Source organism: Geobacter sp., assembly GCA_009684525.1.
Lineage (GTDB): Bacteria > Desulfobacterota > Desulfuromonadia > Geobacterales > DSM-12255 > Geoanaerobacter.
In genome coordinates, this window is record WKKR01000002.1 from 805,464 (window position 1) to 829,281 (window position 23,818).

Annotated in this window: 25 protein-coding genes; 17 read left to right on the forward strand and 8 right to left on the reverse strand. The window is 61.3% G+C overall.

Annotation, left to right across the window (positions count from 1 at the left end):
- From GJT30_09780 to GJT30_09855, 16 genes are all read left to right on the forward strand, one after another.
- Window positions 1-975: an ATP-binding cassette domain-containing protein gene (locus tag GJT30_09780; GenBank protein MSM39893.1), complete on the forward strand. Its 975-nt coding sequence runs from the start codon at window positions 1-3 to the stop codon at window positions 973-975.
- A 396-nt stretch (window positions 976-1,371) separates the two neighbouring features.
- Window positions 1,372-2,049: a methyltransferase domain-containing protein gene (locus tag GJT30_09785; GenBank protein ID MSM39894.1), complete on the forward strand. Its 678-nt coding sequence runs from the start codon at window positions 1,372-1,374 to the stop codon at window positions 2,047-2,049.
- Window positions 2,046-2,567 (forward strand): molybdopterin-dependent oxidoreductase, encoded by a 522-nt coding sequence (locus GJT30_09790; protein ID MSM39895.1) that lies wholly within the window; start codon window positions 2,046-2,048, stop codon window positions 2,565-2,567. The genes GJT30_09785 and GJT30_09790 overlap by 4 nt, the downstream gene beginning before the upstream one ends.
- 12 nt (window positions 2,568-2,579) lie before the next feature.
- The gene (locus GJT30_09795; protein MSM39896.1) at window positions 2,580-4,556 is read left to right on the forward strand and encodes a TonB-dependent receptor; all 1,977 of its coding nucleotides are present in this window, start codon (window positions 2,580-2,582) and stop codon (window positions 4,554-4,556) included.
- A 37-nt stretch (window positions 4,557-4,593) separates the two neighbouring features.
- Window positions 4,594-5,169, forward strand: a complete 576-nt coding sequence (locus GJT30_09800; protein ID MSM39897.1) for a formylmethanofuran dehydrogenase — start codon at window positions 4,594-4,596, stop codon at window positions 5,167-5,169.
- Window positions 5,170-5,199: 30 nt separating this feature from the next.
- Window positions 5,200-5,982, forward strand: a complete 783-nt coding sequence (locus tag GJT30_09805; protein MSM39898.1) for a TonB family protein — start codon at window positions 5,200-5,202, stop codon at window positions 5,980-5,982.
- A 19-nt stretch (window positions 5,983-6,001) separates the two neighbouring features.
- Window positions 6,002-7,027, forward strand: coding sequence for an ABC transporter substrate-binding protein (locus GJT30_09810; protein MSM39899.1), 1,026 nt, complete (start codon window positions 6,002-6,004; stop codon window positions 7,025-7,027).
- A gap of 41 nt (window positions 7,028-7,068) precedes the next feature.
- Window positions 7,069-8,034: an iron chelate uptake ABC transporter family permease subunit gene (locus GJT30_09815; GenBank protein MSM39900.1), complete on the forward strand. Its 966-nt coding sequence runs from the start codon at window positions 7,069-7,071 to the stop codon at window positions 8,032-8,034.
- Window positions 8,031-8,828 carry an ATP-binding cassette domain-containing protein gene (locus tag GJT30_09820; GenBank protein ID MSM39901.1) on the forward strand — a complete coding sequence of 266 codons (798 nt, stop codon included), beginning with the start codon at window positions 8,031-8,033 and terminating at the stop codon, window positions 8,826-8,828. The genes GJT30_09815 and GJT30_09820 overlap by 4 nt, the downstream gene beginning before the upstream one ends.
- 108 nt (window positions 8,829-8,936) lie before the next feature.
- Entirely contained in the window at window positions 8,937-9,746 is an 810-nt protein-coding gene (locus GJT30_09825; GenBank protein MSM39902.1) for a LysR family transcriptional regulator, read from the forward strand.
- A gap of 91 nt (window positions 9,747-9,837) precedes the next feature.
- Window positions 9,838-10,686, forward strand: coding sequence for a ModD protein (gene modD / locus GJT30_09830; protein ID MSM39903.1), 849 nt, complete (start codon window positions 9,838-9,840; stop codon window positions 10,684-10,686).
- Window positions 10,687-10,710: 24 nt separating this feature from the next.
- Window positions 10,711-11,466 (forward strand): molybdate ABC transporter substrate-binding protein, encoded by a 756-nt coding sequence (gene modA / locus GJT30_09835; protein ID MSM39904.1) that lies wholly within the window; start codon window positions 10,711-10,713, stop codon window positions 11,464-11,466.
- Window positions 11,467-11,477: 11 nt separating this feature from the next.
- Window positions 11,478-12,167, forward strand: coding sequence for a molybdate ABC transporter permease subunit (gene modB / locus GJT30_09840; protein ID MSM39905.1), 690 nt, complete (start codon window positions 11,478-11,480; stop codon window positions 12,165-12,167).
- 1 nt (window position 12,168) lies between these two features.
- Entirely contained in the window at window positions 12,169-13,254 is a 1,086-nt protein-coding gene (modC, locus tag GJT30_09845) for a molybdenum ABC transporter ATP-binding protein (GenBank protein ID MSM39906.1), read from the forward strand.
- Between the two features lie 39 nt (window positions 13,255-13,293).
- On the forward strand, window positions 13,294-14,070 hold the full coding sequence (locus GJT30_09850) for a crotonase (GenBank protein ID MSM39907.1): 777 nt from the start codon (window positions 13,294-13,296) through the stop codon (window positions 14,068-14,070).
- A gap of 408 nt (window positions 14,071-14,478) precedes the next feature.
- Window positions 14,479-14,700 (forward strand): hypothetical protein, encoded by a 222-nt coding sequence (locus tag GJT30_09855; protein MSM39908.1) that lies wholly within the window; start codon window positions 14,479-14,481, stop codon window positions 14,698-14,700.
- A 91-nt stretch (window positions 14,701-14,791) separates the two neighbouring features.
- Here the strand turns inward: GJT30_09855 and GJT30_09860 are convergent, their stop codons facing one another.
- The 8 genes from GJT30_09860 to flgL all read right to left on the reverse strand — a co-directional run bounded on the left by GJT30_09860 (window position 14,792) and on the right by flgL (window position 22,022).
- Window positions 14,792-16,630 (reverse strand): tetratricopeptide repeat protein, encoded by a 1,839-nt coding sequence (locus GJT30_09860; protein ID MSM39909.1) that lies wholly within the window; start codon window positions 16,628-16,630, stop codon window positions 14,792-14,794.
- Complete coding sequence (locus GJT30_09865) at window positions 16,405-16,806, reverse strand: PDZ domain-containing protein (GenBank protein ID MSM39910.1); 402 nt, start codon at window positions 16,804-16,806, stop codon at window positions 16,405-16,407. Before GJT30_09865 ends, GJT30_09860 begins: the two co-directional genes overlap by 226 nt.
- 86 nt (window positions 16,807-16,892) lie before the next feature.
- Window positions 16,893-17,309 (reverse strand): PDZ domain-containing protein, encoded by a 417-nt coding sequence (locus GJT30_09870; GenBank protein ID MSM39911.1) that lies wholly within the window; start codon window positions 17,307-17,309, stop codon window positions 16,893-16,895.
- A 23-nt stretch (window positions 17,310-17,332) separates the two neighbouring features.
- Complete coding sequence (locus tag GJT30_09875) at window positions 17,333-18,535, reverse strand: tetratricopeptide repeat protein (GenBank protein ID MSM39912.1); 1,203 nt, start codon at window positions 18,533-18,535, stop codon at window positions 17,333-17,335.
- Between the two features lie 45 nt (window positions 18,536-18,580).
- Complete coding sequence (locus tag GJT30_09880) at window positions 18,581-19,240, reverse strand: flagellar hook assembly protein FlgD (GenBank protein ID MSM39913.1); 660 nt, start codon at window positions 19,238-19,240, stop codon at window positions 18,581-18,583.
- 109 nt (window positions 19,241-19,349) lie between these two features.
- A complete protein-coding gene (locus tag GJT30_09885) occupies window positions 19,350-20,207 on the reverse strand; it encodes a hypothetical protein (protein ID MSM39914.1) in 858 nt (285 codons plus the stop codon).
- An 84-nt stretch (window positions 20,208-20,291) separates the two neighbouring features.
- Entirely contained in the window at window positions 20,292-20,837 is a 546-nt protein-coding gene (locus GJT30_09890) for a periplasmic heavy metal sensor (GenBank protein ID MSM39915.1), read from the reverse strand.
- 273 nt (window positions 20,838-21,110) lie between these two features.
- Entirely contained in the window at window positions 21,111-22,022 is a 912-nt protein-coding gene (gene flgL, locus GJT30_09895; protein MSM39916.1) for a flagellar hook-associated protein 3, read from the reverse strand.
- A gap of 332 nt (window positions 22,023-22,354) precedes the next feature.
- On the opposite strand from flgL, the gene GJT30_09900 reads away from it, so the two are divergent.
- Window positions 22,355-23,818 (forward strand): HAMP domain-containing protein, encoded by a 1,464-nt coding sequence (locus GJT30_09900; GenBank protein ID MSM39917.1) that lies wholly within the window; start codon window positions 22,355-22,357, stop codon window positions 23,816-23,818.

Here is a 23,818-nt window from a genome sequence, read left to right on the forward strand (position 1 = left end):
ATGGCCGATCTGCTGCGACAGATGCCGTGTGCCGCGGATTTCTTTACCACCCTCGGGTTGGCGATTCCGCCGGCGGAGCAGAGTCCGGCCGCCTATTTCGTCTCCCTCGACGCCGAGCTGCTGGAAGACCTGGGGCTGGAGCGGGAGGGACTGGAGGAGCGGTTCTTTGCCTTCATAGGGCTGCTGGAGAGCCTGCAGGCGGGGCGAAGCAACGCGCTGATCGAGTCGATCACCATCCTCGGCGGGCATGACAAGAGCGGCCGACCGGAAGAATTCGACCTCACCATCAGGCCGGGCGAGATCGTCTCCATCGTCGGACCCACCGGCTCGGGGAAGAGCCGCTTTCTGGCCGACATCGAATGGCTTGCCCAGGGGGATACGCCAACCGGCCGCAGCGTTCTGATCAATGGCGAACTCCCCGACCCCGGTCTTCGTTTCTCCATCGACCGGAAACTGGTTGCCCAGCTCTCCCAGAACATGAACTTCGTCATGGATCTGTCCGCGGAAGAGTTCGTCACCATGCACGCCGAGAGCCGGATGATCGAGGACCCTCCCGGTGTGACCCGCACCATCATCGACCTGGCCAATGAGCTGGCCGGAGAACGGTTTTCCCCGCAGACCCCGGTCACCGCCCTGTCCGGCGGTCAGTCACGGGCCTTGATGATCGCCGATACCTCCTGCCTCAGTACCTCTCCCATCGTTCTCATCGACGAGATCGAGAATGCCGGAATCGACCGGAAGCGGGCCGTCCGGACCCTGGTGGACCGGAACAAGATCGTCCTGATGGCGACTCACGATCCGATCCTCGCTCTGATGGGAGACCGGCGGCTGGTCTTCAAAAACGGCGGCATCAGTACCGTCATCACCACCAGCCCGGCAGAGCGGGCCAACCTGGTCCGGTTCGAGGAGATGGATGCCCGGCTGAACGCGGTTCGTCACGCCCTGCGCAACGGGGAGATGATCGAAGACATCTGATCTCCGGCCCTGTTGCTCCCCCTCGCGATCCCATCACCCCGTTCGCCGCTCCTCCAGCCTCTCTTGGCTCTGCCTGCAAAAGCATCATCTGCCTAGAATCTCGCCATTCGTTATATAGCCTTATATACAACCAAGGCATTTTACCAGCACAAGTTGTTGATATTGTTGTTGTTAAAATGCGTCTGGTCTTTGGCATGCGTTATGTAATGCAAGATATATCGAACGGCATGGAGACACTGAATGTCTCGGTCACTGCACAGCGTCGTGCAGTGCCACGGTCATGGGAGGTTGCCCTTCCTGTGATGGGGGGAGCAATCCCCCCCTATTTTTTCAGCGCCTGCTGCTGCCGCTGTAGCAAAAGATTGATGGGGCCGAGCCGGCTCCGGGGAGGTAACGATGGGATTCAATGCCTACGAGTTCGACGAAATCGCGCGCAATGTCTTTGCTCCTGCCTATCCCCTGCTGGCGAGCCAGATCCTCGACAGGACCGCCGTCTCTTCGGGCGCCTGTCTCGACCTGGGGAGCGGCGGCGGTTATCTGGGTTTGGCCCTGGCCGCCATGAGCAGGCTCGATGTCTGCCTGCTGGATGCCTCGCCCGACATGCAGCGGATTGCCGAGGCGAACATCACCGGTCGCGGCCTGAGAGGCAGGGTCCGGGCACTGACCGGCGATGTCCACGGCATTCCCCTTGGCTCCGGCACGTTCGACCTGGTTGCCAGCCGGAGCTCGCTCTTCTTCTGGGAAGATCCGGGACGGGCCTTCCGCGAAATATGGCGGGTCCTGGTGCCAGGGGGATATGCCTATATCGGTGGCGGCTTCGGCTCGAAGGCCCTGCGTGATGAGATCGTCGGGGCAATGAGGCGGCGCGACCCGGCATGGAAACCGAAATTCGACAAGAACCGGGACGAGACGGTCTATGTCGAACACCTGCAGGGCGCAGGCATTGCCGGTTTCGAAATCCGCAGCGACGAGAGCGGCTTCTGGATCGTCTTCCGGAAACCGCCTGCATTTTCCGCATGCGAAAGGGGCGGGGTCTTCCGTCATGAAACGAACCGGAGGAGGGAACATTCATGAGAGACATGCAGCCGCAGACGCGAGCGAAGCTCTTCGGGCCGGAGTATATCACCCGTGAGCTGGAGATTACCGGCAGGGTCCTTAACCCGCTGAAATTGGGCTGCGCGGAGCTGCGGACTCTGCAGCAGCAACGGATCGAGGGGCTGACCATCCTCTGCGGCAGCGGCAAGGTCAAGGAACGGGTCGCGAGCTACCAGGGGGTGCTGCTTCGCGACCTGCTCGACCTGGCAGAGGTCGAGCTCACGGAACACGATACACCGAACCACACCTATGTGGTGGCAAGCGGCAGTGATGGCTACTTCGTGCTCTTTTCGTGGCACGAGCTGTTCAATTCTCCGCTGGGGGACGGCGTCCTCGTGATTATCGAAAAAAACGATGCCCCGCTGAACGGCGACGAAGGGGAGATCGGGCTGGTATCTGCCGGCGATCAGCGTCCAGGGCCGCGCCACATGCGCTACCTGAAGCGGATCGAGGTCTGCGAGCTGCCGGCTGACAGGGCACCGGGACAAACAATGTGAAAAGGAGAGGCGATGAAACGGGTCAGGCATGCTGGTATGGCTGCGGTTGGCAGCCTGTTGTTCTTGATTTCCCCGGCGGTTGCGGGAGATGCGGTGTTCAACCTCGGCGAGGTGGTGGTCAAGGATGCGAAAGAGCCCATTACCCAGGTCAGCACGGTGGAAGAGATTGACCGGAAGGCCATCGACCTCACCGATACCCGAACGGTTGCCGATGCCATCAAGACCCTGCCGGGGGTGAATTTCGCGATCAACACCCGCAACGAAAAGATCATCAACATCCGCGGCTTCGACATGCGGCAGGTGCCGATCCTCTATGACGGCATCCCGATGTCGGTGCCCTATGACGGCTTTGTCGACGCCGGCAAGCTCCCCACGAGCAACCTGTCGCAGATCACCGTCACCAAGGGGATCAGTTCGGTGCTCTACGGGCCCAACACCATGGGCGGGGTCATCAACCTGGTATCCCTGAAGCCGACCCGGATCCTGGAGGGGGATGGGGAGTTCACGGTCGACGAGACCGGCGCCACTGCTGCGGATATCAATCTCGGCACCCGCTTCGACCGCTTCTACCTGACGGTGAGCGGTGGCTACCTGGACAGCGACGGTTACCTCCTCTCCGACGATTTCGATCCCACCCCGCTGCAAGGCAATGGAACCCGCAGCAATTCCGATGCATTCCAGACCGTCGTCTCGACAAAGCTCGGGTTCATCCCCGCAGCCGGTCACGAATACGCCTTTGGCTTCAACAGGATCAACAGCACCAAGGGGCTTCCCCCCAACGTCACCGATTCGGCGGCCAATGCCCGGTACTGGCGCTTCAGCGACTGGGACAAGGCGACCTATTACCTCCTGGGTGACAGCAGGATCACCGACGGCCTCACCATGAAGACCCGCCTCTACTACGACACCTATTACAACGTGCTCGACTCCTACGACAACGCTACCTACAGCACACAGACAACCAAGAAGGCCTTCCACAGCACCTATGACGATGACAGCTACGGCGCCACCCTCAACCTGTCGACGACCTATGTCCCTCACAACAGGATCGGTTTCGCCTTTACCTACAAGGACGACATCCACCGCGAACAGGGCACTGCCACTGCCCCGTGGGGGAGATACGAAGCAGAGACCTTCACTTACGGCCTGGAAGATACCGTCAGGATCACAGACCGGCTTTCCCTGGTGCTGGGGGTCAGCCACGACGTGCAGAGTCCGGTCTTTGCCAACAACAGCCCTTTGCGGGGAGAGGCCTCCACCTGGAATCCCCAGGGGGGTATCCTCTACGCCCCGGCGGATGCGATCCGCCTGCACGCCTCGGTCGGCAGGAAGACACGGTTCCCGAGCCTGAAAGAGCTCTATTCCGAAGCCATGGGCAACAACATCGCCAATCCCACCCTGGGGGCGGAAAAGGCGATCAATTACGAGATCGGCGTGGAAACCGATTTGGGCACCACCTCCACCGCCGGCATTGCCCTGTTTTACGCGGATATCAGCGACCTGATCCAGAACATGCCGACCACGGTGGTCATCCCCGGCTCGACCCCGGTCAAATACTACAACCAGTACCAGAACATCAACAAGGCAACCTACAAGGGGATCGAACTCTCCCTGCGCTCGCAGCTCATCGAGGATAACGATTTCACCTTCAACTACACCTACCTCGATGCCCGCAACGAATCGCCGGGAAGGACCAGCGACAACCTGACCGACCGGCCGGAACACAAGGTCTATCTCAGCGACCACTATACCGCCAACCGGTGGCTGGCCCTGTTCGCCGCGCTCGACTGGAGCTCGGACCGGTACGACTCGAACATGTACAATGTGGCGGACTTTTTCACCATTACGGCCAAGGTCATCGGTACCGTTTCCAAAAACGTTTCGGTCGAAGTCGGGGTGAGAAACCTGACCGACGCCAATAACGAACTGATCCACGGCCTTCCCACCGAGGGGCGGACGCTCTTTGCCAATCTGAAGGGGAGCTTCTGAGCGGACAGGGACGGCCGAAAAGAGAGCGGAGGGAAAGATGGAGAGCCGATTCTTCGGAGAGTACGCGGCGCTGGTGGCTGAGGCAGGGGCATTTCACGGCGACATCTGTGCCGGTGTCGCGCTCGGCACCCGCATGACCATGAGCGGGTTGAGGCGGATCGGCATCACCGATCCCAAGGGGGCCGATCAGAAGAAGCTGATGGTGTTCGTGGAGATCGACCGCTGCCCCACCGATGCCATCATGGCCCTGACCGGCTGCACGCCGGGCAAGCGGACCATGAAGATCCACGATTACGGCAAGATGGCGGCAACCTTTCTCAACCTGGAGTCGGGTAAGGCGGTGCGGGTGGCCATCCGTGCGGACAGGCCGCCTGCGCCGGACGACGGCAGCGCCCAGCCCGACTTTGCCGGGGCTGCCGAAGAGGAGCTGTTCCGTATCACCGATGTGGAGGTGCCGCTGCATCCCGGAGACCTGCCGGGCAAACCGTTGCGAAGGGTCTTGTGCGCCTGTTGCGGCGAAGGCGTCATGGATGGCCGGGAGGTCGAATGCCGGGGCGATCTTCTCTGCAAGCCCTGTTTCGACATGACCGGATATTATCGCATCGTTGCCTGAGACGACACGGCTGGGAGTGGATCGGGAGGGATGATGGAACCGGAGCTGAAGGCCTTTCTCGCCTCGTCGTGCCTGCATCTGCTGGTGGCGGGGAGCGCGGTTTCCTTTGCCCCCTTTTCCCGCCAGCCGGAGCCGCCGCTCCTGGTGGAGTGCACCATCGAGCTGGGGCAGCCGGCCGAAACACCGGAAAGGGGCAGGAACCCTGCTGCAACGCTGCCGCCGCTGCCCGTACCGCCGTCGCCCCGCCAGGCCACGACCCGTATCGCAGCGTTGCCCCACGAGGCCCTGCCGGTCACACCGGTTGTGCAGGCCGGGGCGATGGCTGCTTCCCCGTACGCGATCCCGTCACCGGCACCCGTTTCCCGGCCGGTCGTGACTCCAGAGCCTGTCCTGGCTGCACCTGCCGGTAATGGCAGATTGACGGCAACTTCGCTGCCAAAAGGCCGGGCAGGGGAGGGGCCGGCCATAGCCCCTGATACCGGCATCTCCGTTCCGGGGAGCAGTGGCCGGGGCGATAGTGCCGAGTCCCTGCAGGCCCGGTACCTGAAGGAGCATTTTACCGTTATCCGCAGCCTGATCGCCGGGAATCTGCGCTATCCGGGCAAGGCGCGCCGCATGGGCTGGAGCGGCAAGCTGGCAGTGGAGTTCGTTGTCTACGAGTCCGGTGAGGTGGATGGTATCAGGGTGGTCAAGAGCTCCGGCATCGCCCTGCTCGATTGCGATGCCAGGGATACCGTCCGCCGCAGCGCACCGTTTCCCCGGCCGCCGGCCAGCGCCCGCCTGGTCATCCCGATGGAATACCGGCTCGAATAAGAAAGGATTGTTCATGTCCATGGTGCGCCTGCTATTCCTGACAGTGCTGTTTGTCGTTACCTCCCTGAGCGCCTCACAGGGGCGCGAGATCGTCGACATGACCGGTCGCAGGGTGACGGTGCCCGACACCGTCCGGCGTGTCTACAGCGGCTCCCCTCCGGCCACCTACCTCCTCTATGCCATCGATCCGCGTCTGCTGGCAGGGATCAATTTCAACGTCAAACCGGAGGAGCGGCGCTTGCTCCGCCCGGAATTCAGCCGTCTGCCCGTTGCCGGGGCCGGGATCGGCCAGGGACGCAACATAAACCTGGAGGCGCTTCTGGCCCTCAAGCCGGACGTGGTGGTGATGTGGGCCTGGAAGGACGGCGGCGACGGCAACCAGTTGGCCGAACGGCTGCAGAAAAGCGGCATCCCTACGGTCTTTGTCGATCTGGATCGCCTGGAGAACTATCCCGCGGTATTCACCTTCCTGGGAGAGCTCGTCGGCCGCCGGGAGCGGGCCCGCAGGCTTGCGAACCATGCCCGTGGCACCCTCCGTTCGGTGGCGGCCGCAACCGCCGGGATTCCGGAGCGGGAGCGCGTGGCGGTCTACTATGCCGAGGGGATCGACGGCCTGGCAACGGAACGGGAGACCTCGGTCCATGCCGAATTGATCCGCCTGGCCGGCGCCAGGAACGTCCACCGGGGAGCGGCACTGGATCACATGGGGATGGAGAAGGTCAGCCTGGAGCAGGTGCTGCTCTACAATCCGCAGGTGATCGTGGCCCAGGAGCGGATCTTTTTCGACTCGGTGGCGCATGACAGGCGCTGGCAGGACATCAGGGCCGTCAGGGACGGAAAGGTCTGGCTGATCCCCCGGGGGCCGTTCAACTGGTTCGACCGCCCCCCCTCCTTCATGCGGCTGCTCGGCCTCAAGTGGCTCACCAACCGGCTCTACCCCAAGCGCTACCCGATCGACATCGTCCGGGAGACCAGGGCGTTCTACCGGCTCTTCCTGGGGGTGGAACTGGGGGACCGGGACCTGCGGGAGATCCTGCAACCGTGAAGATCCTCCCTGTCTTCCTGCTCGGTCTGCTGCTCGCGGTCATGGCCCTCGTTTCCCTGGGTCTGGGGAAATACCCGCTGGCGCCCGGCGAGGTCGCCGGCTTCCTGGGCCACCGCATCTTCGGCTGGGGCACGTTCGATGCCGAGCGCCTGCAGCTCCTGGAAAACCTGATCGTGGAGATCCGGCTCCCCCGCATCATGGCGGCAGCCCTGATCGGCGCGTCCCTGGCGGTATCCGGGGCCGCCTACCAGGCCCTGTTCGTCAATCCGCTGGTCTCGCCCGGTATCCTGGGGGTTCTGGCCGGGGCCTCGTGCGGCGCTGCCCTGGGGCTGGTCTTCCTGAAAACCTGGTACGGCGTCCAGGCAGCCACCTTCCTGGGGGGCTTTGCCGCCGTGGGGCTGGCCATGGGGATCGCCCGGCTCTGCCGGGTCAACGGCACGGTCATGCTGGTCCTGGGCGGGATCATCAGCGGTGCCTTTTTCAGCGCACTGGTGGCTGTCGTCAAGTACGTCTCCGATCCCTACAACCAACTGCCGGCCATCGTCTACTGGCTGATGGGGAACATGGCCATGGCCGACCGGGGCATGACCGTCAAGGCCGGTATCCCGATCCTGATCGGCATCGCCTGCCTGATGCTCATGGCGCGCCACCTCAACGTGCTCAGCATGGGGGACGAGGAGGCCCGAGCCCTGGGGGTCAACGTGGAGGCGGTGCGGCTGACAGTGATCGTTTGCGCCACCCTGATCAGCACCCTGACCGTGGTCCTGGCCGGCATCATCGGCTGGGTCGGGCTGATCATCCCCCACATCACCCGCATGATCACCGGCCCGGACAACGAAACCCTGCTCCCGGCCACGGCCCTGGCCGGTGCGGCGTATCTGCTGCTGGTGGACGACATCTCCCGGCTGGCCTTTTCCTTCGAGATCCCCATCGGCATTGTCACGGCCCTGATCGGCATCCCCTTTTTCGTGCTGGTGCTGAGGAACGCCCGCAAGGGGTGGCTGTGATGGCCCTGCTCAGCCTGGAACGGCTTTCCTTTGCCTACCACCGTAGCGAAGTGCTGGCGGACGTGGATCTGAGCATGGAACAGGGGGAGGTCCTGGCGCTGCTCGGCCCCAACGGCAGCGGCAAGACCACCCTGCTCAAGCTGATCCTGGGGCTGCTCAGGCCGTGTCGGGGCAGCATCCGTCTGCATGATCGCGACATCCGCACCATACCCCGGCAGGAGCTGGCGCGGATGGTGGCCTACGTCCCCCAGGTGCACAAGGAGTCCTTTGCCTACCGGGTCTGCGACGTGGTCATGATGGGGCGGACGCCCCACAGCGCCTTCTTTGCCCGCTATGGCGAAACCGACCGGCGGATTGTCGGCGAGGCGTTGGAAAGGCTCGGCATCGGCCACCTGGCCGAGCGCCCCTATACCGAGGTCAGCGGCGGCGAGCGGCAACTGGCCCTGATCGCCCGCGCCATGGCCCAGGGCGCCCGCACCTTTGTCATGGACGAGCCGACCAACGGCCTCGACTACGGCAACCAGCTCCGCCTGCTGGAGCGGCTCAAGGTGCTGGCCGGCGCGGGTTATACCGTGATCTTCTCGACCCACCATCCTGACCACGCCCTGGCCGTGGCCGACCGGGTGGTGATGATGCGCCGGGGCAGGGTCATCCGGGACGGCACGGTCGGCGAGACCCTGACCCCCCAGGCCATACAGGAGCTGTACAGCGTCGATGTGCGGGTCTATTGCGTGGAGGAGGGGGTGCAGGTATGCGTGCCAGCGGTCCGGCTGGGGAATGGGGCCGTCCCCTGACCGGGGCGGCCATGGCGTCATGGGGCGTTATATCACTCTTTACATTTCGGCCTGTTTTGCTATACATGTGACACATATCAACGTGCGGCGCAATGAGGTGCGGTTTCCATGAAAAGCAAAAAGACAGGCGTCGGCCTGACCGGCTCCCTTTGGTTTCAGCGGGCGGATCTCAAATTCCTGGGTGGCGAGCGGATAGCCCTGCTGGAAAAGATCGACGAACTCGGTTCCATCACCAGGGCTGCCAAGGCGGTCGGCATCAGCTACAAAACCGCCTGGGATACCATTAACATGATCAACAACCTGGCCGAGAAGCCGCTGGTGGATCGCTTGACCGGCGGCAAGGGAGGTGGCGGCACCAGCCTCACCGCCGAGGGAAAGAAGATCATTCACCAGTTCAACACCATCCAGGAGGAGCACCGCAAATTCCTGGACAACCTGGAGGCGAGGCTTGGCGACACCGCCAGCCTGTACCAGTTCCTGAGGAGGATCTCCATGAAGGTCAGTGCACGCAACACCTTTAGCGGTACGGTAACCAACATTACCAAAGGCGCGGTCAACGCCGAGGTAACCCTGGCCCTTTCGGGGGGCGCACCGCTCACGGCCGTGGTCACCAACGGCGCCATCGACAACCTGGGGCTGACAAACGGCACCGAGGCGTACGCCATCGTCAAGGCCAGCTCGGTCATCATCGGCACCGACCTGCACGATGCCAGGGTCAGCGCCCGCAACATCTTCTGCGGCACCATCGCCACCATCATCGAGGGGCCGGTCAATACCGAGGTGGACATCGAGATCGGCGGCGGCAACACGGTCAGCGCGGTCATCACGCATGACAGCGCCAAGCGGCTCGGACTGAAGGTCGGCAGTCACGCCTGCGCCCTGTTCAAGGCTTCCAGCGTCATCATCGGCGTCAGCTGATCCGGCTCCGGGGGCAGCGACGGTGCTGTCCCTTTTTGCGGCCATCCGTTGTATGTCGATCACTATAACGAGAATGCGAGAAAGGGTACGAATGATTCACTGCCTTCCTGACAGCGAGATCGAACGGTTTATCGAAGAGGATCTCCCCTATGGGGACCTGACCACCCATCTGCTCGGCATCGGGGGTGTTCCCGGCCGGATCGTCTTTGCCACCCGCGCGGAGACGACCCTCTGCTGCACGGAAGAGGCGGCCGGGGTGCTCCGAAAATGCGGCGCCACGGTTGCCTCCTGCACCCCATCCGGTACGCTACTGCCGGCGGGGAGCGGGTTCCTGGTTGCCGAAGGCCCTGCACAGGCGCTGCACGCGGGGTGGAAGGTGGCGTTGAACCTGCTGGAATATGCCTCCGGCATCGCCTCCCGGACACGGCGCATTGTGGAAAAGTCCCGGGCGATCAACCCCGCCCTGTCGGTGGTCACCACCCGCAAATCCTTTCCCGGCACCAAGAAGATCGCCATCAAGGCTGTCCTTGCCGGCGGTGCACTGCCGCACCGTCTGGGACTGTCGGAGACGGTGCTGGTCTTCAGGCAGCATACCGCCCTCCTGGGCGGTCTGGAGCCGTTTCTCGCCACGGTGGCCGAGCTGCGGCTCAAGGCCCGCGAGACCAAGATCGTCGTCGAAGCGGAGACCCGCGAGGAGGCGCTGCTGATTGCCCGGAGCGGGGCCGACATCGTGCAGCTCGACAAGATCGCACCGGAGGAACTGGCGGCGCTGGTTGCCGAGATCCGGGCCGCCAACCCGCAGATCCTGATTTCGGCTGCTGGCGGCATCAACGAAGCCAATGCAGCGGCTTATGCCGCCACCGGGATCGACATCATCGTCCTGTCGTCGGTCTATTTCGGCACGCCTGCCGATATCGGCGTCACCATCATCCCTGCGTGACAGCAGTCAGAAAGGATCGAAAGTATGAAACCGAACATGAGAAGTGCACTCCTTGCCGTCGTGAGCATCCTTGTTGCCATGCCGGCAATGGCTGCCGAAGTAAATGTCGCTGTCGCGGCAAATTTCACTGCCCCCATGAAGCAGATCGTCGCTGATTTCGAGAAGGAGACCGGTCACTCGGTTGTGGTTTCCTATGGTGCATCCGGCAAGTTTTACGCACAGATCAAAAATGGTGCCCCCTTTCAGCTTTTTCTCTCCGCGGATGATGAAAAACCTGTCCAGTTGGAAAAGGATGGCCTGACCGTTCCCGGGAGCCGTTTTACCTATGCCGTTGGGACATTGGTGCTCTGGTCGCCGAAACCCGGTGTTGTGGATGCCAAAGGGGAGGTGCTGGGCAAGGGGCACTTCAGCAAGCTTGCCATTGCCAGTCCAAAGCTGGCACCCTACGGTACTGCCGCCATAGAGGTGCTGACAAGGCTGGGTGTGCTGACAACGGTTACGCCAAAGATCGTGCAGGGCGAAAATATCTCCCAGACTTTCCAGTTTGTCAGCACCGGTAATGCCGAGCTCGGTTTTGTTGCATTGTCGCAGGTCATGAAAAATGGCAAAATAGCAGCCGGTTCGGCCTGGGTTGTTCCTGGCAGCCTGCATAGCCCCATTCGTCAGGATGCGGTGCTCCTCGCCACCGGCAAGGACAATGTCGCAGCCAAGGCGTTGCTCGGTTACCTCAAGAGTGATAAAGTCAAAAAAATCATTCGTTCCTACGGCTATGGAATATAACGGACCCGACCATGTTTCTTGACTTCGACGACCTGCAGGCAATCTGGTTGACCGTGCGACTGGCGGCCATTGTTACCGCTATCCTGCTGGTTGTGGGTACCCCCGTGGCCTGGTGGCTGGCGCGTACCAGATCAAGCCTGAAAGGGGTATTCGGTGCGGTGGTGGCGCTGCCGCTCGTGTTGCCCCCCTCTGTGCTGGGCTTCTACCTACTGCTGGCAATGGGACCGAACGGACCGGTGGGGCAACTCACCCGAGCCGTGGGGATCGGTACCTTGCCGTTCACCTTCTGGGGGTTGGTGGTAGCCTCGGTCTTTTACTCGCTGCCGTTCATGGTGCAGCCGCTGCAGAATGCCTTTGAATCCATCGGCGACCGGCCCCTGGAGGTGGCTGCCACACTGGGAGCTTCGCCCCTGGATGCGTTCTTCACCGTTGCTCTTCCGTTGGCCCGTCCTGGTTTTCTGACCGCTTCGATCATGACCTTTGCCCATACGGTGGGAGAATTCGGCGTGGTGTTGATGATCGGCGGGAACATTCCCGGTATAACCCGTGTCGCCTCGGTACAGATCTACGACCATGTGGAGGCCTTGGAGTACGCCCATGCGCACCGCATGGCGGCCGTCATGCTGGCCTTCTCCTTCCTGGTGCTCCTGGCACTCTACGTGTGGCGCCCCGGCGCCCTGAAGATGGTCCGGAGGGACTGACGTGCACCTCTCCATCACCGTCAAAAAGAGTTTCGGTGCCTTTACCCTGGCAACCGACATTACTGTCAGTGGCGACAGAGTCGGTATCTTTGGCGTATCGGGTAGCGGTAAATCATCATTGGTGAGTATGCTGGCAGGATTGCTCAAACCTGACAGCGGCGAGATATTTCTGGATGGCGAATGCCTTTTCAGCAGCGCCAAAAGAATCAATGTGCGCCCCGAAAAGAGGCGTATCGCCATGGTGTTCCAGCATCACAGCCTCTTTTCGCACCTGAACGTCAGGAATAATCTGCTCTATGGCTTCAAACGCTGCAGTCCGGATCATCAAGGCATTGATTTCGACTCCCTGGTTCAGGTCCTCAATCTGGAAGAGATCCTTGACCGCGAAGTAATGAACCTGTCGGGAGGCGAAAAACAGCGAGTTGCCCTGGGACGGGCAATATTGGCAAATCCACGCCTGTTGCTGATGGACGAACCCCTCTCGGCCCTGGACGATTCACTCCGCTTCCAGATCATCCCTTATCTGAAAAGTGTCAGCGAGCGTTTTGGCATTCCATATTTCTTTATCTCCCATGCCCTGGTCGAGATGCGTCTGATGACCGATACCGTGCTGGTATTCGAAAAGGGGAAGATGGTCGAGCAGACCACCAGCGAGCAGTTGGCCCGCAATCGCATGGGGTTGAGCCCGGTTGGCTACATCAATCTTCTGCAACTGAGCAACATGACCGTACGGAACGGCATGTGCGCCTATCGCTGGCAGGGAGGTGAACTGCTCCTCTCCGCCAGTAACCAGGATACGCCCCATGGCCTGTTCGAGCTCTCCTCAAAGGACATTATCCTTTTCAAGAAACACCCCGAAGCGATCAGTGCCCGCAATCTGATGCAATGCACCGTTGCCGGCCTGTTCGAGAGCGGCACGAAGATAGGAGTGGAGCTGCAATGCGGCGAGGGGAAGCTGGTTGCCGAGATCGTGCCGGATGCCGCCCGTGAACTGGGGATCGAAAAGGGGTGCGTCATCCATGCGGCCTGCAAGGCGTCGGCTTTCCGGAGATTGGCAAGCAGTGACCTGAAACTGGGGGTACAGTGAGATGGCCGGATATCGAGAAAGCGGGGAGAGGTGATGCATATGGAAAATCTGCTGCTGGAGATCGTCGAAGAGATTGCGGTTGTCACGGTGAACCGGCCCGCAGCCCTCAACGCCTTGACCATGGCGACGCTTGAGGAGCTCAACGGTCTGGTCGAGGAGATAGACGGCAATCGCGGGATACGGGTCGCAATCCTTACCGGTGCCGGTACAAAGGCGTTCGTTGCCGGGGCGGATATCGCCATGATGCGTGATATGACGCCGGCACAGGCAAGGGACATGGCATTGCGGGCACACCGCGTCTTTTCCGCCATCGAACGGTCGCCCAAACCGTTCATCGCTGCGGTGAACGGCTATGCCCTGGGGGGAGGGTGTGAACTGGCCATGTGCTGCGACATCCGGATCGCCGCCCAAACAGCCCGTTTCGGCCAGCCCGAGATCAACCTGGGGATCATCCCCGGTTTCGGCGGCACCCAGCGGCTCCCCCGCCTGATCGGCAAGGGGAGGGCGCTGGAGATGATCCTGACCGGCGAGATGATCGACGCCCAGGAGGCGTACCGCATCGGTCTCGTGAACCGGGTCGTCCCGGCCGACGAACTGATGGCGACGGTGCAGGGGATGGCGGCCCGCCTGGCGGCCAAGGGGCTGCCGGCGCTGCGGGCGTGCAAGGAGGCGGTATCGACCGGCCTGGAGCTCGACCTGGCCAGTGCGCTGACCTGCGAGGCCGGGCTGTTCGGACTCACCTTTGCCACCACGGACCAGAAGGAAGGGATGAGCGCCTTTTTGGAGAAGCGTGCTGCGGCATTCACGGATAGCTGATTCCAGCAGAGCGGCCGATGTCAAGCAGAGGAAATCAGGAAAGAGGCTTCGGCCTCTTTTTTGCTGGCCGCAGCGTTTTTTCTGCCGATCCGATGCCCTGATCTCGTTGCAGCATATTTATTTGTACAGTTGGCAGGAATCGTATAATTTTCGGGATACTGTCTGTGGAGCGCCGTCCAGAGCCGATCCGCAGCATATCTTTTTGTTATGCATTGTATGGTGCAGATATACTATGACTCCTTCCCATGGAGTGCCGTCTGTCTGGGCTGTTACGGGCATTATTGGGAATAGTTCACGATTCTGGGTGGTTAGCTTGTGTTGTTAAAAAATATCTAATTTGTGGCACGGCCGCTGCAATAGTAAAAAACAAAAGCAACGCCAGCCAGGTGAAATAAAAGGGAGGACGCCATGAGAACTTTAACTACCATCTTCGCAGCAGTCGCAGGAATCGCACCGGCCGCCACCGCATTCGCCGCTTCCGGAGCACGGGAAGACAACAGCGGGATCTACTCCACCATATTTCTCGGCCTCTGTGCCCTGATCGTTATCGGACAGCTGGTCCCTGCAGTAATGGTTATGCTCGGTTTCGCCAGGGGCGTGCGGAAGGAAGCCAAATCCGAGGTCGCATAAAGGGAGGTGACGATGCAGCAGAACAGACGGTTTGGAACCTGAGAGGGCCGCTTCATGAAAGCGGCCCTCTCTTTTTATTCATGCCTGCCGGTCAGTTGGCAACGACGCTGCCGATTGTCCGCATATCCCCGCCGAGCGCCTGGTGGGGCTTCATGATGGTCGTGAGGCGGTTCAGGTCCTTGGCGACGCGGCCGAAGAGGTGGGGCCAGTCGCCGTGAGCGCGCTGCCGCACCAGCTTCATGCCGGGATACCAGGGAGAATCGTCCCGTTCAAGCATCCAGCGCCAGTTGGGCACGTATGCCAAAAGGCACCAGACCGGTATTCCCAGACCACCTGCCATATGTACCGTGGAGTTGTCGACGGAAATAACCAGGTCGAGGGCGGCAACCTGGGCGGCAAAGTCGTCCAGGTTGCGCAGGGGATCGGCGTCGTCCCAGTCGTGGATGGTGATCCCCAGCCGGTCGCGGATGTTGTCCAGCTCCTTCTGGCAGTCGCCATACTGGAGATTGACGAAATGGACATGGGGCGTCGTGAGCACGTCCTGCCACTGGAGAAGCTCTGTCGAGCGGATGCGGCTGGAACCGGCCCGCAGGCCGCCGCGCCAGGAGATGCCGACCTTCAGGCCCGGCCCGAGCGCTGCATAGCGGCTCTTCCATCTGTCCACCGCCTTCCGGCAGGGGGTCAGCCAGGGACCGTGGCCGTTGAAGTCGCTGAAGGCATTCCTGAAGTGGCGGGGGAGCGAGGCGAGAGGGAGCTTGTAGTCGAGCGGGGGGAGCACCTGTTGCAGGGGTTCGCCGTCCAGCTCGGTCTGGGGGATGACCGTGACGGCCGGAAAGGAGCGGGCGAACAGCGGCACCAGGCGGGCATCGCATTCCAGGATGCAGTGATCCGTTGCGTCGCAGATCTCCCGGAGGCAGGAGGTGAACATGATCTCTTCTCCCACCCCCTGTTCCGCATAGACAAGGATGCGCCTGTCGTGCAGTTCTGCGCCGTCGAATCCGGGGACCTGCAACCGCGCGTGGCTGTCCTTCTCGATCTTCAGCCGCAGCTCGTACCATTTCCAGCCTTGCTGCAGATTGCCCTGGCGGAGATTGAGCAGCGCCAGGCTCCAGAGGGCGAAGAGATAGTTCGGGCAGAGGGCGAGCGTTGCCCGGAAATGGGTGGCTGCCTGGTCGAACAGGCCGAGCTCTTCGCTGATGACGCCGAGGTTGCAGCGTGCCTCCACGTAACCCGGCTTGATGGCCAGGGCCCTGATGCAGGCGTTTCTCGCCTCGTCCAGCCGGCCGAGCTCCTTGAGGGTGCTGCCGAGATTGTTGTACGCTTCGGCGAAGTCGGGCCTAAGCGCCATGGCGCGACGATGTTCCCGTTCCGCCTCGTCGAGCCTGCCGAGGTTCTGCAGCGCCGCGCCCAGGTTGTTGTGGGCCATGGCAAAGTCGGACTGCAGGGTTACGGCGTGCCGGTACGCCTTTTCGGCCTCAGTGAGCCTGCCGAGGTTGTGCAGGACAATCCCCAGGTTGTTGTAGGTCGCGGCGTAGTCGGATTTGAGTATCAATGCCTGGCGCAGGACCTTTTCCGCATCCTCCAGCCGGTTGAGCTTGAGGAGCGTTTCGCCCAGCCTGACAAAGGCAACATGGTCTGTTGCATCGGGTTCCGTTGTCTGTTCCACACTCTTCACTTTCGAGGTCGATGGCCGGTGCTCTGCCTTCAGGTCGTGCTGCTGCGTCCGGCCAGTTCCGGTTCCCCGAAGAGCGCCTGTTGCGACACCTGCGATGAATCCTCGCTGAGGCGGAGCAGCATGAACTGGGATATCCTGTGGCACCAGACCAGCATGGTGACCGGCTTGCCAGGGTCGCGGTCTGCCAGTGCCTTGCTGAGGTCGGAAAGCGACGTGATCGGTTCGCCGTCGACCATGGAGATCACATCGCCGGATTCGATGCCCGATTTTGTCGCTGCGCAGCCGAACCGCGCCCCCAGCACCACGACCCCCGGCGCTGCCAGGCCGTTCCAGTCCCGGCGTTTCTTGTCCGCTTCGGCGATGATCATTCCGAGGGCGTGCAGCACGTTTTCGTTCTCAGCCGGTGTCCGGCCGATTTCGTGTTCTGGCATGAGGTTCACCTAGTAGTGGAATGAAATGCCCTGAAAAGGGTGCCGGCGTATGGCCACGCCGGTCGTGCGTTCCCGGCAAGCGGGCCTTACAGACGCCGGGATTGAAAGACCGGATCGCACAGCCCGGAAAAGGAGCGCCGCCGGGTAAAGGTGCTCCGATTGAGGCGGACCGTCAGAAACCGCCAGATATCCTTGTGTCGGAGCAGGATGCCGATCGGCACATCGATGGTGTACGAGGAGAGATACCGCTTCATGGCTCCCGGCGAGGTAACGGGGATACCGTTTATTTCACAGATGATGTCGCCGACCTTGACCCCTGCCTTGGCTGCCGGACTCTTCAGATGGCTGCCGAGCATGCCTGTCACGACGATCCCTTTTCCTTCTTCCAGGCCGTGCAACTCGGCGGCTTCGCGGCTCATTTCCCCTGCGAAGATTCCCAGCGCCCGCATGGGTATCGGCGGCGACAGACGGCGATCGACCGGCGTTTCTCCGGAAGCTTTCATGATACTCTCCTTTTCTGCGTGGCTCAGAACGTCTCTCCCGCAAATCCGTCGTATTCGTCGGCGCTGGAGTCGAGAACCTTGCCGGTATCGTCTTTGCCCATGAACTTGAAAACGAGATGCGCCGGGTCGATGGTCGCATCCCCTTCGGCGTTCTGGCTCAGTGTGAAGGTGATGGTGGCGCGCTGGGTGGTCGCATCGTACATGACGCTCTTCGGGATCGGGGAGAGGGTCACGTCGTTCTGGTCGGAGAGGTAGACGCCGTTGTTGTAGCTTCCCTCCACCCCTCCCGTGGCCTTGGTGATGGACCAGTTGGTGATGTTCATAACCGAGGCTACATCCATGTCGCTGTCGAACTGGAACTGGATGGTGAAGTCCTTGGATGAGTTCGGGTTGGCAAGCTCCGTGTCGAGGAGGTAGAGGGGGGTGGCGCCCATGAATACCGTCGACAGGGTGGTACCCGAGCTGACGACGCCGGTCATCTTCGGCTGCCGGATCGCCTCTTCGAGCGCCTCCGCATCCACATCGGTCTCTGCGGTATCGGCATCCTTGAGGATGTTGATCTGCTGCTGCACCTCGTCGGTCTTGCCGAGCCCCACATAGGCGTTTCCCAGCTCGTAGTAGGCGTCGTAGAACTCATCACGCAGGCTCGTCGCCTTTTCCAGTTGAGTGACGGCATCGCTGTACTGGCCGAGTTTGTTGTAGGCGCAGCCGAGGCCGTAATAGATGTTGCCGTCGTTGGGGGAGAGCCTGGCGGCATTCTTGAACTGGGTGGCCGCTTCGGCGGCCCGGTCGTTCTTCAGCAGGAAGAGGCCGTAGGAATAGGAGGCCAGCTCCTCGCTCGGGTCGGCGCTTATTGCCGCCTTGTATTCCTTTTCCGCCTCGGTGTTCTGGTTCTGCTCCATGTAGATGTTGGCCAGGTTGACATGGGTTTCCGCCTGGGTGTTGTCGACGGCCAGCGAGGTCTTGTAGGCCTCGATCGCCTCCTTGTTCTTCCCCAGCTTGAGATAGGCGGTGGCGAGGTAGTTGTAGGCATCGGTCGATTGGGGGTCGTAGGCGATGGCTGCCCTGAACGCCTGAACCGACTGGGTATATTTCTCATTCTGCAGGAGGGTTATGGCGCTCGACAGCATGGTCGAGGAGAGCGAGGTGCGTGTATCCTGCTGAGAAGTGAGGGCTGAAAACATCTTTTCAGCCATATTGCTGATTTCCATGGGACCTCCAGTCATTGGGGTGTCATGCCGCGTCAACCCGGAACACCGGGCGGATCGGGGCTACAGGGCCTTTATGCTGATGACGTCCGTGAGCGGGACCGATACCGCGCCCAGGGTGAGGGCAGGGGTGTCGTCGGAAAGCGACACGCCGTCCACGAGCCCGGTGGTATACGTTGATGCGGTCACGTCGACGCCACTGGAGGAGCTGGCGGAAACGGCGAAGGTGTATGCCCCGGCCGAAACCGGTTCCCCGGAATTGTTTTTTCCGTCCCAGGTATAGGAATGGTCCCCTGCTTCCAGCCCGGACTGGGTGACGGTCCTGACGGCAGCGCCCGAGGCGTCGGAGATGGTGATGGTCACAGAGTTGGCCGCCCCTTTGAGATTGTACTGGAGCTCCGCTGCCGAAGAGCCATCGAACGAGATGCCGTCGCCATTTGCCGTAATCGACTTGCCGATGAAGGAGACGGATGACAGGCTGCTGCTGTTGTTTTGGGCTGCCAGCAGGTTCTGCAGGGCAGTCGTGGTGTTGTAGGCCTGCTCCACCTGGGTCAGCTGGGCGAGCTGGGCGATGAATTCGCTGCTGTCCTGGGGGTCGAGCGGGTCCTGGTTCTTGAGCTGTTCGATGAACAGTTTGAGGAAATCGTCCTTGTCCAGCCCGGTCGCTTCCTTCATGGATGAGGATGCGGTTGAGGATGTCGTCGATGTTACGCTGGTTATCATGGTGATCCTCCTGTCTGAAAACCGTTGTCAATGGCCCGTGACGATTGGAAACAGGCTGCCCGCCCGTCCGGACAGCCTGTTTCGTTCTCTGCGTCGAAGATGCTCTCGATCAGGACGTTATGCTCAAAAGCGAGCTCGTGGTTGAGCTGCCTGACGAGGAATACTGGGCCAGGTTTTGCAGCAGGCTCTGCAGTTCTGCGATCTGGTCCGCAAGGACCGAGGTGTCGGTGTCGCTTGCGGTCGTGCCATCCGTGCTGCCCGGTGGTGGGGGCGGCGGTTTGAAGCCGTTTTTTTCCATTGCCGTCTTCAGCTCTTCGGCACTCAGGGAGCCGTCTCCGTCGGTGTCATAGCTGGAAAAGGCGTCGTCGCTGACATCCAGGGTCTGGCCGGTCATCTGGGAGAGGTTTTCGGACAGGGTCTTCAGTTCGTCCTGCGAGATGCCGCCGCTCTCGTCGCTGTCGACTTCGTTGAAGAACCCATCCGTTTTGGCCATGGATGACTGGACAAGGCTCCCCGCAACGGAGCTCGACTCGGAACTGTCGTCCGACGAATCGCGGCCGGCAAGGGTACTCAGTTTTTCCAGCAGCGTGTTCAGGGTGTCGATCAGGTTGGCGAGGGTGTCCTCGTCCGCGCTGTTCGCGTTGGCTTCATAGGAGCTTGCCGCCTGTTGCGGTGGCGGCGGCGGTGGGGGGGCCATCCCCTCCATCCCCTTTGGCGCCGAGAAGCCGCTGTTTTCCATGACGGCCTTCAGCTCTTCCGCGCTCAGCGAACCGCTGCCGTCGCTGTCATAGCCTGCGACGGCTTCATCGCTTGCGTCGATGGTCTGCCCCGTCTTTTCCTGGATCTTTTCCGCCAGGGTCTTCAGTTCCGCCTGCGAAACCTCGCCGCTGCCGTCGCTGTCCACCTTCTTGAAGAACTCCTGTGGATCGGGACGATACATGGCTGCACTACCAATACTGCTGATCATAAGCACCTCCTTTGAGAATTGGGGGGCTCCATGCCCCGGCCAGCCTATATCGTCTGAGCGGCACCGTGCGGATGAAGTATCCGCCTACTCGGCAGGTGGGTTTCCCGGAGGTTGGGGATTCCACTGCTCGGGCGCGGGCCGATGTTCAGGCCCCGGAGGCCGCAGCTCTTTGAGTAATTCACGCTGATCGTCCGTCAGGACGGCATTGATCCGGCTCTGTGTTCTGATTCGGGACAGGGTGAGCTCGGCTTCCAGTTGTCCCTGTGCCATGGCAATCTTCCGTGTCGCCGCTTCGTCGAAGGTTGTCGCCTCGCCAGCCTGCATCAGCTTTTTCCGGTTTTCGTGCAGCCTGTCGCGCAGTGCCGTGCCCTGCTCCTGTTCAGCATTCAGAATGGTCTGAATCTTCCCTTTCTGCGCGTCGCTCAGTCTGAGGATCTTTGCCATCCGCTCGAAAAAATGCCCTGGACCTCTCTCCGCTCCCGGCGGCGGCCCGCCGAAGTCGCCTGGCGGACCATGGCCCGCCAGGGCGGCACCTGCCCCGCCGCCGATCATCGCGGCCATCACCGCGATTGCTATACTCACTCTTCTTCTCATGGGTGTTCTCCCTTCTCGAGTTATCCGGCACCCCATTCTGGGGTCCTTTTGTAATAGGGATACTCGATGAGTATGGAGGAAATACGAAGGAATTGAGGAATTGCCCAATCCCTTTCGCCAAGCGCCTCTACAGGTTGTTGAAAAACTCAGGTTGTTCAAAAACGGTCAGATCGTTGCACCCGCAGAAAGCCCCGCGGAGGCGTAGTACCCACAGGGCATAAACAGCGCTACGCCGCACAAGGCGGCTTTCGAGGACGGCGGCGAGATGGCCGTTTTTAGCTGCGCTGAAACTTCGTTTTCAACAACCTGCTACAGGTAATCGAGGAGCGACAGGTCCGATATCTTAGCCGTTGCGGAAAGCGTCGCCTCGAAGGCGGTCTGCTGCAGCGACAGTTCCACTCCCAGTTTTGCAATGTCGGCGTTCTGGATGGTGCCGGCAATGGTCTGCAGGGAATTCTTCATGCTCGTGTGCAGGTTGGTCATGCTTTCGAGCCTGGTCAACCGCGATGCGACATCGACCTGGGCGTTGGTGATCTGCTCGGCGCCTGCTTCAAGGGCCTGGGCACCTGCCTGGATAGCCGCCGGATCGCTTTCGTGGGTACTGTCGCCGACAGCCGCCATCAGGTCGTCAAAGGCCTGCAGGATATCGGTAGTGCCATAGCTGGGGTCCGTGCCGGTCCCTTTCAGCAGCCGGTCGCCAGTGATGTTGATCGCCTGGGACGACGACTGGGAGATGTCGACCACGATCTGGCTGCCGTCCCCCGCATAATCGTTGGAGCTGTTGCTGAACGGGGCAGCCGAATTGTCGAATCCGCCGAAGATGTACTGGTCTCCCAACTGGGTATTCCCCATGTCGACGATCTGCTTCTTCAGGGTTTCCAGCTGGTCGTTTACGTTCTGGCGATCCGAAGCATCGGTGCTGCCGCTGTTGATGGTCGCCACCAGTTCCTTTGCCTGGGCCAGTATGTCGGCCATCCCGGTCAGGGCGGTGCTGGACACCTCCAGCCAGGTCGTCGACTTGGTGATGTTGGTGGTGTACTGGTCGATGCTGTTGATCTTGTCGTCCAGGTCGAGGAGGGTGCGGGTCGAGATCGGGTCGTCGCTGGGCCTGTTGATGTTGCGTTCCGAGGCGATCTTCTCCTGAGTGGCGTCCAGTTGCTCCCGTGCCTGCTGGATATAGTAGACGGCGTTGTCTGCGGTGATGTTCGAGGTGATGCGCATGGATCTGTCTCCTTTTTTCGTCGTGGTTCCTTAGAAACCGGACAACTGTGTTGCAGATCGGAAACGAGGGATTTTTTGTCCTGGCAAGGAAATCAAGGGATTGCGCGGAGGCTTGAGCCACGCTACGCCGCACAAGGAATCCCGAAGATTGACACCGCCAGGGCGAAAAAGAACCGTTTCTGCACGTAAACCGAATAACAGGCGATTGTGCAGGAAAAGAGGAAAAAATGAGGAAATGCGTGGAATTGCAAAAGCCTGCTTGCCTGCTTGCCGGACATCTGTGGTAAAACTAAAACGAGCATTGGGGTCGGAAATATGGTTCAGAGGTGCACATGAAGATCGGCATAACCCATAGGCTGTTCCTGGCGATTCTGATGGCCGCGGGCCTGGCTGTGGTCAGCATGGTGCTTATCATGCAGTGGAACGTCAGCCGGGGGTTTCTCCGCTATGTGAACAGCGTGGAAAAAAACTGGGTGACCCGATTGGCGGCAAAGCTCGAACAGGGATACGGCGAGGGCCGGAGCTGGAATTTCGTGGTCGCCGACCAGGAACGATGGCGCACGTTCGTCATGTCGGCGCTTCCCGACGAGGGACCGCCCCGAGATGATCTGCCGGAGCATGGGCAGCTGGATGACAGACCTGCACCGGATGGCGTCCGCCATCCCGGTACCCCCCCCGTCAAGCCGTTGCCCCCTCATGTGGCTGGGCAGTTCATCCACCGCCTCTATCTTCTGGACGCGAAGAAGCGGGTTCTGTTGGGAGAGGTGCAACTCCCCGCCGACTACGAAGCGACCCCCCTGCGCCACAACAACCGGGTGGTCGGCTATCTCGGGCTCGTGCCGCTCACCAAGCTTTCCGCCCCTCCCGAGCGCCGTTTCCTGAAGGAACTGCAGGTCGCCTTTATCCTGGTGGCCGGGATCATCGTCGTGGTGGCTACCGGGCTGTCGTTCTTGCTCACCAGGCGGCTGGTGCAACCGCTTCGGGACCTGGCCCAGGCTACGTATCGGCTGACCGCGGGCGAGTTCTCCGCGCGGGTTCCGGTTACCTCCACCGACGAGTTGGGGCGGCTTGCCGCCGATTTCAATGCCCTTGCCCTGACCCTGGAAAAGAACGAGCAGGCCCGCCGGCAATGGGTGGCCGACATCTCCCATGAGCTGCGGACCCCCCTTTCGGTCCTGCGGAGCGAGGTGGAAGCGCTTCTGGACGGCGTCCGGCAGGCGACACCCGACTCGATCCATTCGCTGCACGGCGAGGTCATGCGCCTGGGCCGGCTGGTGGACGACCTCTACCAGTTGTCCATGTCCGACCTGGGTGCGCTGACCTACAAGAAGGAGGTCGTCGACCTGGGGCAACTGCTTGCCGAAGACCTGGCCACCTATGGCGAGAAATTCCGGGACAAGGGGATCAGGTTTTCCACGGGGTTGCCGGAAGCGGGGCAGACGATGATCTTCGGCGATGCGGCGCGCCTGCACCAGCTTTTCAACAACCTGCTGGACAATACCTTGAAGTACACGGAAGAGGGGGGGAAGCTGCGCGTCCAGGTGCAGCGGGAGAAGGGGGCGGTGCTGATCGATTTCCAGGACTCTGCCCCCGGTGTGCCTCTTTCAGAACTGGACAGGCTGTTCGACCGCCTCTACCGGGTCGAGTCGTCGCGAAACCGCTCCACTGGCGGTGCCGGGCTCGGCATGGCAATCTGTCGCAACATCGTCGAGGCCCACAACGGGAGCATCACCGCCCAGCAGTCACCCCTGGGAGGGCTCTGGATACGGATCACCTTTTCGCAGCAAGGAGCATGA

Coding starts and splice junctions, on each gene's coding strand:
- GJT30_09780 (MSM39893.1), top strand. CDS start 1: ATGGCCGATCTGCTGCGACAGATGCCGTGTGCCGCGGATTTCTTTACC.
- GJT30_09785 (MSM39894.1), top strand. CDS start 1,372: ATGGGATTCAATGCCTACGAGTTCGACGAAATCGCGCGCAATGTCTTT.
- GJT30_09790 (MSM39895.1), top strand. CDS start 2,046: ATGAGAGACATGCAGCCGCAGACGCGAGCGAAGCTCTTCGGGCCGGAG.
- GJT30_09795 (MSM39896.1), top strand. CDS start 2,580: ATGAAACGGGTCAGGCATGCTGGTATGGCTGCGGTTGGCAGCCTGTTG.
- GJT30_09800 (MSM39897.1), top strand. CDS start 4,594: ATGGAGAGCCGATTCTTCGGAGAGTACGCGGCGCTGGTGGCTGAGGCA.
- GJT30_09805 (MSM39898.1), top strand. CDS start 5,200: ATGATGGAACCGGAGCTGAAGGCCTTTCTCGCCTCGTCGTGCCTGCAT.
- GJT30_09810 (MSM39899.1), top strand. CDS start 6,002: ATGGTGCGCCTGCTATTCCTGACAGTGCTGTTTGTCGTTACCTCCCTG.
- GJT30_09815 (MSM39900.1), top strand. CDS start 7,069: ATGGCCCTCGTTTCCCTGGGTCTGGGGAAATACCCGCTGGCGCCCGGC.
- GJT30_09825 (MSM39902.1), top strand. CDS start 8,937: ATGAAAAGCAAAAAGACAGGCGTCGGCCTGACCGGCTCCCTTTGGTTT.
- modD (MSM39903.1), top strand. CDS start 9,838: ATGATTCACTGCCTTCCTGACAGCGAGATCGAACGGTTTATCGAAGAG.
- modA (MSM39904.1), top strand. CDS start 10,711: ATGAAACCGAACATGAGAAGTGCACTCCTTGCCGTCGTGAGCATCCTT.
- modB (MSM39905.1), top strand. CDS start 11,478: ATGTTTCTTGACTTCGACGACCTGCAGGCAATCTGGTTGACCGTGCGA.
- GJT30_09850 (MSM39907.1), top strand. CDS start 13,294: ATGGAAAATCTGCTGCTGGAGATCGTCGAAGAGATTGCGGTTGTCACG.
- GJT30_09855 (MSM39908.1), top strand. CDS start 14,479: ATGAGAACTTTAACTACCATCTTCGCAGCAGTCGCAGGAATCGCACCG.
- GJT30_09865 (MSM39910.1), bottom strand. CDS start 16,806: ATGCCAGAACACGAAATCGGCCGGACACCGGCTGAGAACGAAAACGTG.
- GJT30_09870 (MSM39911.1), bottom strand. CDS start 17,309: ATGAAAGCTTCCGGAGAAACGCCGGTCGATCGCCGTCTGTCGCCGCCG.
- GJT30_09875 (MSM39912.1), bottom strand. CDS start 18,535: ATGACTGGAGGTCCCATGGAAATCAGCAATATGGCTGAAAAGATGTTT.
- GJT30_09880 (MSM39913.1), bottom strand. CDS start 19,240: ATGATAACCAGCGTAACATCGACGACATCCTCAACCGCATCCTCATCC.
- GJT30_09885 (MSM39914.1), bottom strand. CDS start 20,207: ATGATCAGCAGTATTGGTAGTGCAGCCATGTATCGTCCCGATCCACAG.
- GJT30_09890 (MSM39915.1), bottom strand. CDS start 20,837: ATGGGGTGCCGGATAACTCGAGAAGGGAGAACACCCATGAGAAGAAGA.
- flgL (MSM39916.1), bottom strand. CDS start 22,022: ATGCGCATCACCTCGAACATCACCGCAGACAACGCCGTCTACTATATC.
- GJT30_09900 (MSM39917.1), top strand. CDS start 22,355: ATGAAGATCGGCATAACCCATAGGCTGTTCCTGGCGATTCTGATGGCC.